9 protein-coding genes are annotated in these 12,357 nt (G+C 61.3%); all 9 read right to left on the bottom strand.

The annotated features are described in order from the left end of the window. Window positions 1-189: 189 nt before the first annotated feature. On the bottom strand, window positions 190-1,494 hold the full coding sequence (gene guaD, locus NA619_RS14130) for a guanine deaminase (protein ID WP_255962482.1): 1,305 nt from the start codon (window positions 1,492-1,494) through the stop codon (window positions 190-192). 164 nt (window positions 1,495-1,658) lie between these two features. Then, window positions 1,659-2,501, bottom strand: coding sequence for a xanthine dehydrogenase accessory protein XdhC (gene xdhC / locus NA619_RS14135; RefSeq protein ID WP_255962483.1), 843 nt, complete (start codon window positions 2,499-2,501; stop codon window positions 1,659-1,661). 230 nt (window positions 2,502-2,731) lie between these two features. Further along, a complete protein-coding gene (gene xdhB, locus NA619_RS14140) occupies window positions 2,732-5,125 on the bottom strand; it encodes a xanthine dehydrogenase molybdopterin binding subunit (protein ID WP_255962484.1) in 2,394 nt (797 codons plus the stop codon). Continuing rightward, on the bottom strand, window positions 5,118-6,557 hold the full coding sequence (xdhA, locus tag NA619_RS14145) for a xanthine dehydrogenase small subunit (protein WP_255962485.1): 1,440 nt from the start codon (window positions 6,555-6,557) through the stop codon (window positions 5,118-5,120). The genes xdhB and xdhA overlap by 8 nt, the downstream gene beginning before the upstream one ends. A 255-nt stretch (window positions 6,558-6,812) precedes the next feature. Then, window positions 6,813-8,168 carry an 8-oxoguanine deaminase gene (locus tag NA619_RS14150; RefSeq protein WP_255962486.1) on the bottom strand — a complete coding sequence of 452 codons (1,356 nt, stop codon included), beginning with the start codon at window positions 8,166-8,168 and terminating at the stop codon, window positions 6,813-6,815. Window positions 8,169-8,354: 186 nt separating this feature from the next. Next, a complete protein-coding gene (locus NA619_RS14155) occupies window positions 8,355-9,056 on the bottom strand; it encodes an ABC transporter ATP-binding protein (RefSeq protein ID WP_255962487.1) in 702 nt (233 codons plus the stop codon). Window positions 9,057-9,058: 2 nt separating this feature from the next. Next, entirely contained in the window at window positions 9,059-9,826 is a 768-nt protein-coding gene (gene livG, locus NA619_RS14160; protein WP_255962488.1) for a high-affinity branched-chain amino acid ABC transporter ATP-binding protein LivG, read from the bottom strand. Beyond that, window positions 9,823-11,079: a high-affinity branched-chain amino acid ABC transporter permease LivM gene (locus tag NA619_RS14165; RefSeq protein WP_255962489.1), complete on the bottom strand. Its 1,257-nt coding sequence runs from the start codon at window positions 11,077-11,079 to the stop codon at window positions 9,823-9,825. Before NA619_RS14165 ends, livG begins: the two co-directional genes overlap by 4 nt. Continuing rightward, a complete protein-coding gene (livH, locus tag NA619_RS14170) occupies window positions 11,076-11,999 on the bottom strand; it encodes a high-affinity branched-chain amino acid ABC transporter permease LivH (RefSeq protein WP_073302524.1) in 924 nt (307 codons plus the stop codon). The genes NA619_RS14165 and livH overlap by 4 nt, the downstream gene beginning before the upstream one ends. Window positions 12,000-12,357 lie beyond the last annotated feature (358 nt).

Raw genomic sequence — 12,357 nt, forward strand, 5'->3', positions numbered from 1 at the left:
TCCACCGATCCACGCGTTTCATCGAACTCGGTGCGACCTGGCGGTGGATGTAAAAAGCGACATCCACCCTACGAACTATGAATGCCAGGGCCTGCCTAGGGTGGGCCGGGGCGCTCCGCTTTAGCCCAGCAGATTCGGGTGACCCCATACTCAGTACATCGGAACCCATTTACCACAGCGGTATTCGGCTCACGCTTTACGGTGCACCGAAACCCCGGCCGCGTAGGTTTCTTTCACCGCGCGGTCATCACCCAGGATCATCAGCGCGAAGAGTTTTTCCTGGAGCGTCGTAGCCTGGCTAAGACGGTAGTCGATCAGCGGGGTCGCCTTGTAGTCGAGTACGACGAAGTCAGCGTCCTTGCCCGGTTGCAGGTTGCCGATCTGGTCGTCGAGATAGAGCGCGCGTGCGCCGCCGAGGGTCGCCAAATACAGCGCCTTGAACGCATCGAGTTTCTGGCCCTGCAGCTGCAGCACCTTGTACGCCTCGTTGAGGCTGGCGAGCTGCGAGAAGCTGGTGCCGCCGCCGACATCCGTGCCCAGGCCCACCCGTACGCCGTAGCCTTCCACCTTGGCCAGGTCGAATAGACCGCTGCCGAGGAACAGGTTGGATGTGGGGCAAAAGGCAACGGCCGAACCCGTTTCGCCGAGGCGTTTGCACTCGTCATCGCACAGGTGGACCCCGTGGGCGAACACCGAGCGCGGACCGATCAGGCCGTGGTGGTCGTAGACGTCCAGGTAGCCCTTGCGCTCCGGGAACAGCTCCTTGACCCACTCGACCTCCTGCTTGTTCTCGGAGATATGGGTGTGCATGTACAGGTCCGGAAATTCAGCGAACAGCTTACCGGCCAGGGTCAGTTGCTCCGGCGTGCTGGTCGGCGCGAAGCGTGGAGTGACGGCGTAATGCAGGCGGCACTTGCCGTGCCAGCGCTCGATCAACTCTTTGCTGTCGGCATAGCCGGATTCGGCGGTGTCGGTGAGGAAATCCGGCGCATTGCGATCCATCAGCACCTTGCCGGCGATCATCCGCAGGTTGAGCTTTTCCGCCGTTTCGAAGAAGGCATCCACCGATTGCTTGTGCACCGTGCCGAACACCAGCGCCGTGGTGGTGCCGTTGCGCAGCAGCTCGCCGAGGAACAGGTCGGCCTGCTCGCGAGCATGTGCCATGTCGCTGAAGCGCCCTTCATTCGGAAAGGTGTAGGTTTCCAGCCAGTCCAGCAGTTGCGCGCCGTAGGAGCCAATTACGCCGACCTGTGGGTAGTGGATATGGGTATCGACGAAGCCTGGAGTGATCAGCGCGTCCGGGTATTCGACGATTTCTGTGCCGGCGGCCAGCGTCGGCAACAGCTCGGCGGCATGGCCGATCCTAGCTATCTTCCCGTCCTCGACCACCAGCAGGCCGTCTTCGAAATACTCATGGGACTGCTCGATGCCCACCTCGCGCGGGTCGGCGAGGCAATGGAGCAGGGCGGCACGGTAGGCTTTGGCTTGGGACATGGGGGTTCTCAAAAATCCTGGTGTAAATGTATCGGCCCGGAATCAACAGGTGATCCCAGCGGCTTCGGTTCTATTCGTAGGATCCAGCTTGCTGGCGATCCTGTCTCATTGAGCTCATTCGAAGGCAATCGCGCTTACGTTGCGAGCTGTGCCGCCTTCCGACATCAGCCCATGCGCGACCGCCTTGATGCCGGAACCAGCATGGGCACCGGTTTTTCGCCATCATTGGCCTGCTCGCCGAAGTTGGCGTTGTACGTCGCGATCACCTCGCCAGCGATGGACACGGCAATCTCGATCGGCAATTTGCCCTTAACCTCGGCGATGCCCATCGGGCAGCGCATGCGCTGTACGGTTTCCGGCTGGAAGCCCCGGTCACGCAGGCGATGTTCGAACTTGGCGCGCTTGCTCTTCGAGCCGATCAGCCCGTAGTAGGTGAAGTCATTGCGCGCCAGGATTGCGGCGGTCAGTTCCAGGTCGAGTTGGTGATTGTGGGTCATGACGATGAAGTAACTGCCGGCGGGCATGTTTTCAACCTCGTCCACCACCTCGTCGTTAAGCACTTTCTCGACAGCCTGAGGAATATGCTCAGGAAATTCGCTCTCGCGGGAATCGATCCAGCGCACCTTGCACGGCAGGCTGGCCAGCAACGGAACCAGGGCGCGCCCCACGTGACCGGCACCGAACACGGCGATATGCGCCTGGGGCTGGCCCATGGGTTCGAACAGCAGCACGGTGGCGCCGCCGCAGCATTGGCCCAAGCTCGCGCCAAGGGAGAAGCGCTCCAGACGGGTATCGCGGCTGCGGTTTTCCAGCATCTCGCGGGCGATCTCTTGCGCCTTGTATTCCAGATGGCCGCCGCCGATGGTGTCGTACAGGCGCTCACGGCTAACGACCATCTTTGAGCCGGCATTGCGCGGCGTCGAGCCACGCTCTTCGATGATGGTCACCAGCACGCAGGGTTCGCCTTGTTGCTGCAGGTCGGCGAGGGCGTCTATCCAGCTGTTCATGTCATTCTCCGATGCCTGATGGCATGCGATTTTTCTGTGTAGGTGCCAGGGCCGCCTGGTTCTGCTCGGGAGCAGAGTTCGGCTGGCTGCGCTGGAAACACTTTGCGAGCAAGCTCGCTCCTACAATCAACACCGGCCATCACCGTAGGGTGAGTTGAGCTTGCGATACCCGTCGCGATCATCGGTAACATCGATGGGTATCGCTTCGCTCAACGCTACCTGCGGTTTCCCTAACTTATCGTTTCGGTTGCCGGTAGCGGCGCAGCCTTGGCCGCCTGCTTCAACTTGCGCATCTGTTCCACGCCCCACAGCACCCGCTCGGGCGTCGCCGGGGCGTCGATCTTTGGCTGGGCCTTGTAGTCGGCCACGCTGGCCACAGCGTCCTTGATCGCACACCAGACGGAGATCCCAAGCATGAACGGCGGCTCACCGACGGCCTTGGAATGGAACACCGTGTCCTCGGGGTTCTTGCGGTTCTCAACCAGCTTGACCCGCAGATCCAGCGGCATGTCAGCAACGGCCGGTACCTTGTAGCTCGCCGGGCCGCTGGTCATCAGCTTGCCCTTGTCGTTCCAGACCAGCTCTTCCATGGTCAGCCAGCCCATGCCCTGGACGAAGCCGCCTTCGACCTGACCGATGTCGATGGCTGGATTCAGCGAGGCGCCCACGTCATGCAGGATGTCGCTGCGCAGCATCTTGTACTCGCCGGTCAGGGTGTCGACGATTACCTCGGAGCACGCCGCGCCGTAGGCGAAGTAGTAGAACGGCCGGCCGCGCGCCAGGCTGCGGTCGTAGTAGATCTTCGGCGTGCGATAGAAGCCGGTGGACGACAACGACACCTGACCGAAATAGGCCTGCTGAATCAGCTCGTCAAACGACAGGTACTCGTCGCGAATGCGCACCTGGCCGTTCTTGAACTCAACGTCTTCCTCAGTGACCTTGAAATGCCGCGCGGCAAATTCGATCAGGCGCTGCTTGATGGTTTGCGCAGCATTTTGCGCCGCCTTGCCGTTGAGGTCGGTGCCACTGGAGGCGGCGGTCGGTGAGGTGTTCGGCACCTTGTCGGTATTGGTCGCGGTGATCTGGATGCGGTCGATGTCGACCTGGAACACCTCAGCCACCACCTGGGCCACCTTGGTGTTCAGGCCCTGACCCATCTCGGTGCCGCCGTGGTTCAAATGAATGCTGCCGTCTGTGTAGACGTGCACCAACGCGCCACCCTGGTTGAGGAAGCTGGCAGTGAAGCTGATGCCGAATTTCACCGGGGTCAGTGCCAGGCCTTTCTTCAGAATCGGGCTCTTGGCGTTGAATGCGCGGATCTCTTCGCGACGGCGGGCGTACTCGCTGCTGGCTTCAAGCTCGGCTGTCATCTCCTCGAGCATGTTGTGCTCGACGGTCTGGTAGTACGGCGTGACGTTGCGCTCGGTCTTGCCGTAGTAGTTTCGCTTGCGCACATCCAGCGGGTCTTTGCCGAGCTGGCGTGCCACCGCATCCATGATCTCCTCGATGGCGACCATGCCTTGCGGGCCGCCAAAGCCGCGGTAAGCGGTATTGGACGCTAGGTTGGTCTTACAGCGATGGCCATTGATGGTCGCGTCGCCCAGGTAATAGGCGTTGTCGGAGTGGAACATGGCGCGGTCGACGATGGAGCCGGAAAGATCCGGCGAATAACCGCAGTTACCGGCCAGGTCGATCTCGATGCCGTGCAGCAGGCCATCGTCATCGAAGCCGACGTCGTACTCGACGTAGAACGGATGACGCTTGCCGGTCATGGTCATGTCTTCCATGCGTGGCAGACGCATCTTGGTCGGGCGGCCGGTGAGGTGCGCGATCACTGCGCACATGCACGCCGGGCCGGCGGCCTGGGTTTCCTTGCCGCCAAAGCCGCCGCCCATGCGACGCATGTCGATGACGATCTTGTTCATCGAAACGCCGAGCACTTCAGCGACGAGCTTCTGCACCTCGGTGGGGTTTTGCGTGGAGGTGTAGACGATCATGCCGCCGTCTTCGGTCGGCATCACCGAGGAAACCTGAGTTTCGAGATAGAAGTGCTCCTGACCGCCGATATGCAGGCTGCCTTGCAAGCGGCGTGGTGCCGTCGCCAGTGCCGCACTGGAGTCGCCGCGCTTGTGGGTGTGGCTGTCGAGCACGAAGTGCTTCTTGCGCAGCGCATCCACTACGTCGATCACCGGCTCCAGATCTTCGTATTCGATGATCGCAGCCATGGCTGCCTTACGCGCGGTCTCCAGGCTATCGGCGGCAACGGCGATCACCGGCTGACCGATGAACTCGACAATGCCGTCAGCCAATAGCGGATCGCCCGGCATCACGGCACCGATATCCAGCTGACCCGGCACGTCCTTGGCGGTGATGGCGATGGCGACACCCGGGATGTTGTAGCAGGGCGCCGTGTCGATGCTCAGGATGCGAGCATGGGCGCGGTCGCTCATGCGGGCATACACGTGCAGCTGGTTGGGAAACTCCAGCCGGTCGTCGACGTAGACGGCTTCGCCGGTGACGTGCTTCGGGGCGCTGTCATGCTTGACGCTGCGTCCAACGCCGGTGACAAGGTCCTGTGTGAACAGGGCTGCGATTTCTTCCTGAGTTTTGGTTGGCTTATGCATAGGAAGTGACCCTCGTCTCGTACGCCGGCGCTTGTTGTTCGTGGAAGCATTTGCGCAGCAGGTTCTGCGCGACCAGCAGGCGGTACTCGCGGCTGGCACGGAAATCGGTCAGCGGTGTGAAATCCTGGCTCAAGGCTTCGCAGGCCCGTTCGATGGTGTCTGCATTGAACGGCGCGCCAATCAGGGCGCGTTCACAAGCAACTGCGCGCTTGGGGATGGCGGCCATGCCGCCGAACGCGACGCGGGCGTCATCGATAAGGCCGCCTTCGAGTTTCAGATCAAAAGCTGCACAGACGGCAGAGATATCGTCGTCCAGGCGCTTGGAGACCTTATAGGCACGGAACACCCGGTTCGGCTGGGCGCGCGGCACGATGATTTTCTCGATGAATTCGCCCTGCTCGCGGGCGGTCACCTTGTAGTCGATGAAGTAGTCCTGCAGCAGCAGGGTGCGGCTGTTGCTGCCTTTGCGCAGCACCACTTGCGCGCCCAGGGCAATCAGCAGCGGTGGCGAGTCGCCGATGGGCGAGGCGTTGCCGATGTTCCCGCCCAGGGTGCCCTGGTTGCGGATCTGCAGAGAGGCGAAGCGGTGCAGCAGCTCGCCGAAGTCCGGGTACTCCTGCGCCAGCACTTCGTAGCAATCGGTCAAGGCTGTGGCAGCGCCGATTTCAATCGTGCTGTCAGTGACCTCGACCTTTTTCATCTCGGCGATATGCCCGACGTAGATCATCACCGGCAGTTCACGGTGAAACTGAGTAACTTCCAGCGCCAGGTCCGTGCCGCCTGCGAGCAGACGAGCCTCCGGATTGGCACCGTAGATCTCGGCCAGGTCGGCCACGGTAAGCGGTGACAGGCAACGCTTGTCGCCGCTGTTCAGCTCGGCAGTTTCACGGGGCTCGATGGTTTTGAGCTGGGCGATGGTCTCGGCTTCGCGCGCGTCGAACTGGTCCGGCTGTTTCCCACAGCAGGCCTGCTCGGCGGCATCCAGGATCGGGCGGTAGCCGGTGCAGCGGCACAGGTTACCGGCCAGCGCTTCGTGGGTATCGGCCTTGTCGTAACCGTCCGCAGACTTCTGCAGCGCGAACAGGCTCATGACAAAGCCCGGCGTGCAGAACCCGCACTGCGAGCCGTGGCAGTCGACCATGGCTTGCTGAACGCTGTGCAGCTGACCCTGATGTTTCAGGTCTTCAACCGTAATCAGCTGCTTGCCGTGCAAAGCAGAAACGAATGTCAGGCAGGAGTTGAGCGTGCGGTAGCGCAGACGGTCGCCGTCCAGTTCGCCAACCACGACTGTGCAAGCACCGCAGTCACCGGAAGCGCAGCCTTCTTTGGTGCCGGACTTGCCGCGATGTTCACGCAGGTATTCCAGCACGGTGGTATTCGGATCGAGTGTCTGCTCACGGCGCAGTTCTCGATTGATTAGGAACTGGATCAAAGAGGGCCTCCGGGGCTTTCTTGTTCTGGACTCTGGCGGTGAAATTAGCGGTATCTGACTTCTTGGTCAACAAATACTTGACTCAAAAGTCAACGCGACAGGCAGACGCACTTTTCCCAGCAATTGCCAGGCCATGGCAGATGCCACCGCTTTGAGTATGGTCCAGGAAATGATCAGATCACGATGGATACGCCGCAGCGAAAAGCCTCTCACTGCGACGCATGCACCAGGTGGTTTTCGCGGCGATTCAGGTCGTCAGCCGGCTATGAGATCCCGAGCAGCCTGGCTGTGATTGGCGATCAACCCACCGACGTCGAGCCCTTCGATCTGACCATCGATCACTCGCCACTGGCCGCCAACCATGACGCGATCGGCCCGGTCCGCACCGCACAGCAGCAATGCGGAGATCGGGTCATGACTGCCGGAGAAGCGCAGCTCATCGAGCTTGAACAACGCGAGATCGGCCTGCTTGCCAACCGCTAGTTCACCCACGTCATCGCGGCCTAGCAGACGGGCGGAGCCACGTGTGGCCCAACCCAGAACTCGTTCCGGGGTGATCTGCTCAGCGCCATAACGCAGCCGCTGGATATACAGCGCCTGACGGGTTTCGAGGATCATGTTTGAGGCATCGTTGGAGGCCGATCCGTCCACGCCCAACCCGATCGGCGCGCCGGCGGCCTCCAGCGCGAGGGTAGGGCAGATGCCCGATGCCAGCCGCATGTTGGAACTCGGGCAGTGGCATATCCCGGTACCCGCTTCGCCCAACCGCTGGATCTCGTCATCGTTGAAGTGGATGCCGTGCGCCAACCAGGTGCGTTTGGAGAGCCAACCCACGCTATCCAGATAATCCACGGTGCGCAGTCCAAAGCGTTGCTTGCAGAATTCTTCTTCATCGAGGGTTTCCGCCAGGTGCGTGTGCAGGCGGACGTCGTGGTATTCGGCGAGCGCCGCGCTGGCACGCATGATTTCCGGCGTCACCGAGAACGGCGAGCAGGGCGCCAGTGCAATCTGGATTCGCGCCCCAACGCCTCGCTCGTGGTAGCGAGCGATCAGCCGCTCGCTGTCGTCCAGTATCGCTTCCGCCGTCTGTACCGTGTGTTGCGGTGGCAGCCCGCCATCGGCTTCGCCCAGGCTCATCGAGCCGCGGGTCAGCATGGCGCGCATGCCCAGCTCGCGGACGGCTTCGATCTGTATGTCGATGGCATTTTCCAGGCCATCCGGGAACAGGTAGTGATGGTCCGCAGCCGTGGTGCAGCCCGATAGCAGCAGTTCTGCCAGTGCCACCTTGCTAGCCAGTGCCAGGCGATCCGGCGTCAAGCGTGCCCAGACCGGGTACAGAGTCTTCAGCCATGGAAACAGCGGTTGATTGATCACCGGGCCCCAGGCGCGGGTGAGGGTTTGATAGAAGTGGTGGTGGGTGTTGATTAGTCCCGGTAGCACGACGTGCTCGCGAGCATCGAAGGTGCTGTCCACCGGCGCGGAAGGCGCTTGCCCGGGCCCGAGCAGTTCGACGATGACACCCGCTTCGATGACCAGGCCGCCAGGGGCGGGCAGCTCATTGGAGGTAAAAATAGCGAGGGGGTTCTTGATCCAGATACGGCTGGCAGTCATGGCCGGCTTCTCCTGAGTAGGGTTCAGAAATGAGCCAGCTCAGTTATTGCCCTGTCTGCTGATCCAGGGGGCACCCCAGTCAGGCGGGGCGCGTAGAGCACCATAAAGGCTCGCTCTCAACTTGTCATCCCTTCTGTGCAGGCATGAAAAAGCCGGGCATGAGCCCGGCCTTTTCCGTCCCCTCGATCAGCCGCCCAGGTAGGCGTCGCGGACCTTCGGGTTGACCAGCAGCTCTTCGCCGCCACCCTGCATGACGATGTGACCGTTCTCCAGCACGTAGCCGCGATCGGCGAGCTTGAGCGCCTGGTTGGCGTTCTGCTCCACCAGAAAGATGGTCACGCCATCTTCGCGCAACTGTTCGATGATCTCGAAGATCTGCTGGATGATGATCGGCGCCAGGCCAAGGGATGGCTCGTCCAGCAGAAGCAGCTTGGGCTTGCTCATCAACGCGCGCGCAATGGCGAGCATTTGCTGTTCGCCGCCGGACATGGTGCCGCCGCGCTGCTGGAAACGCTCTTTGAGGCGCGGAAACAACAGCAGCACCTTGTCGAGCTGCTCCTGGAAATCCGCCTTGTCCGTGAAGAAGCCGCCCATGGCGAGGTTTTCCTCGACCGTCAGACGGGCAAAGATGCGCCGTCCTTCGGGCACCACGGCAATGTCCTTGCGCATGATGTCATAGGTCTGCTTGCCGACCAGCTCTTCGCCTTCGAAGCGGATGCTGCCTTCGGATGCCATGGGCGTGCCGCAAAGCGTCATCAGCAGGGTCGACTTCCCGGCACCGTTGGCGCCGATCAGCGTGACGATCTCACCTTTGCGGACCTCGACGTTGACGTTGTGCAGGGCCTGGATCTTGCCGTAGAAAGTCGAGACGTTTTCGAAATACAGCATGGTTACGCCTCTCCCAGATAAGCTTTGATCACGTCCGGATTGTCGCGGATCTGCTCCGGTGTGCCGGCCGCAAGCGGGCAGCCCTGGTTGATCACGACAATGTGGTCGGAAATGCTCATGACCAGCTTCATGTCGTGTTCGATCAGCAACACCGTCACGTTGTGTTGATCGCGCAACATGCCGATCAGCGCCTTGAGATCCTCGGTTTCCTTCGGGTTGAGGCCAGCGGCAGGTTCGTCGAGCATAAGAATGCGCGGGCGTGTCATCATGCAGCGAGCAATTTCCAGGCGACGCTGCTGGCCATAGGCGAGGGTGCCCGCCGGACGGTTGGCTACATCGGTGAGATTGACCTGCTCTAGCCAGTGGGCGGCGAAGTCCATCGCCTCGTGCTCGCTCTTGCGGAACGCTTTGGTCTTCAATAGACCTGAAAGAAAGCCTGTGTTCAGGTGGCGATGCTGAGCGACCAAGAGGTTTTCCACCGCCGTCATGTCCTTGAACAGACGGACGTTCTGGAAGGTGCGCACGACGCCCTTGCGCGCGATCTTGTGGCCCGGCAGGCCCTCGATCGCTTCGCCGTCGAGAAGGATCTTGCCGGATGTGGGCTGGTAAAAGCCCGTCAGGCAGTTGAATACCGTGGTCTTGCCGGCGCCGTTGGGGCCGATCATGGATACCACTTGCTTGTCATGTACGGTCAGGCCCACCCCGTTGACGGCCAGCAGGCCGCCGAAGCGCATGGTCAGGCCGCTTACTTCGAGAATCGGGCGGCTCATCGCTTCAGCTCCAGGTGGGGGCGTTGCATGGGCAGCAGGCCCTGCGGACGCCAGATCATCATCAGCACCATCAAGGCGCCGAACATCAGCATGCGGTACTCGCTGAACTCACGCATCAGCTCGGGCAGCAGGATCATCACGACGGCGGCGAGTATCACGCCCAGTTGTGAGCCCATGCCGCCGAGCACGACGATGGCGAGGATGATGGCCGATTCGATGAAGGTGAACGACTCCGGTGACACCAGCCCCTGACGTGCCGCGAAGAAGCTGCCAGCGAAGCCCGCGAACGTCGCGCCGAGGGTGAAGGCCGAAAGCTTGATCACTGTAGGGTTCATGCCCAGTGCGCGGCAGGCGATCTCGTCTTCACGCAAGGCTTCCCAGGCCCGACCGATGGGCATGCGCAGCAGGCGGTTGATCACGAACAGCGTCAGCAACACCAGCAACAGCGCGATCAGGTAGAGGAAGATCACCTTGTTGATCGAGGCGTAGTCCACACCGAAGAACTCATGGAAGGTCTGCATGCCCTCGGCAGCGCGGCGATCGAAAGACAGGCCGAACAAGGTAGGTTTGTCGATGCCACTGATGCCGTTCGGGCCGCCGGTGAGGTCGGTCATGTTGCGCAGCAGCAGGCGGATGATTTCACCGAAGCCCAGCGTCACGATCGCCAGATAATCGCCCCGCAGACGCAACACCGGGAAGCCCAGCAGGAAGCCGAACAGCGCGGCCATGGCTCCAGCGATCGGCAAGGCCACCCAGAAGCCGATCCCGTAGTAATGCGAGAGCAAGGCATAGGTATAGGCCCCGACAGCATAGAAGCCGACATAACCCAGATCGAGCAGGCCAGCCAGACCCACAACGATGTTCAACCCCAGCCCCAGCATCACGTAGATCAGGATCAGCGTGGCGATATCCACCGCGCCGCGGGAGCCGAAGAACGGCCAGGCGAGCGCGACCAGGATCAGTCCGATGATGATGTAGCGCTGGGTCGACGGCAGGGTCAGGAAGTTGCCTGCCCCGGCCGGTATCGTCGGCAACTTCGGGCTGGCAGCCCAGCCGGCAGCGGCGTGGTGACGGAACAGTTGCCAGAAGAACATGGCCACGGCGCACGCAGCGATGATCCAGAAGGTTTTTGCGTCGCTGCCGTGGACTTCCAGACGAATGCCCACGGTGGTGAGCTTCAGGCCGAACACCGGTACGGCCACGGCGATCACCAGCAGGGCGCTGAAAAACGCGGTTCGAAGATTGCGGGTCATACCTTTTCAACCTCCGGACGACCAAGGATGCCAGTCGGGCGGAATAGCAGCACCAGCACCAGCAGGCTGAACGCCACCACATCCTTGTATTGATCACCGAATATATCGGCACCGAAGGCTTCAGCCACGCCGAGCACCAGCCCGCCGAGCATGGCGCCCGGAATGCTGCCGATGCCGCCAAGCACCGCGGCGGTAAATGCCTTGATTCCGGCAAGGAAGCCGATGTGCGGGTTGATCACGCCGTATTGCATACTGATCAGTACCGCGGCGATGGCAGCAAGCGCAGCGCCGATGACAAAGGTCAGTGCAATGATGCTGTTGGTGTTGATGCCCAGCAGGTTGGCCATCTTCAGGTCTTCGGCGCAGGCGCGACATGCGCGGCCCAGGCGAGAGCGGGAGATGAAGAACGTGAGCCCCATCATGGCCACGATGGTGACCACGAAGATCAGCACCTGCATGTAGGAAATCACGACGCCATTCATGGCACTTTCACCAAAGATGAAGTTGCCCGGCATCAGGTTGGGAATCGCCTTGTCCTTGGAATCCTGCGACAGGAGCACGACGTTCTGCAGGAAGATCGACATGCCGATGGCCGAGATCAGCGGAATCAGCCGGTTGCTGCCGCGCAACGGTCGATAGGCGACCCGCTCGATGCTGTAACCGTAGGCGCTGGTGACAATCATCGCGGCGGCGAACGCACCGATCATGAGGATTGGCAGCGAATCGAGCCCCATCATGGTCAGGCCGACGATGGCGATGAAGGTGACGTAGGAGCCGATCATGTACACCTCGCCATGGGCGAAGTTGATCATGCCGATGATGCCGTAGACCATCGTGTATCCGATGGCTATCAAGGCATAGGTGCTGCCAACGGTGAGGCCGTTGATCAGCTGTTGGAAGTAGTGGTAAAGCTCAGGCATTACATTCTCCTGAACACCCGCACTCCTTGCTAGCGCACCGCTGAATACTATCTGCGCTGGCCGTACTTCGTTGAAAACAGTCTCGGTTGCTGCCCGATCATGATGTTCATGGAGAACACCTGAGCGGCGCTTCTTCGGCTGTTCATCTACGCGTCGTGCCTGTCTCGCCTATGGTTCCGACGGTCTGCTCGACCGCAATGCGGACCTGCTTCGAACACGCAGCATGAATCAATGCAGCGCCAAGGGCTTGGTGCGGATCACGCACACGCCAGGTTCGAGGCGGGCCAGCTGTGCAGGCCACTCGCTTGGTTGAAGGTGTTGCTGGGCGTCCCGTGCTTGTGGCCGGGTTGGCCCCGAT

The sequence above is a fragment of the Stutzerimonas stutzeri genome, from assembly GCF_024448895.1.
Classification (GTDB): domain Bacteria; phylum Pseudomonadota; class Gammaproteobacteria; order Pseudomonadales; family Pseudomonadaceae; genus Stutzerimonas; species Stutzerimonas stutzeri_Q.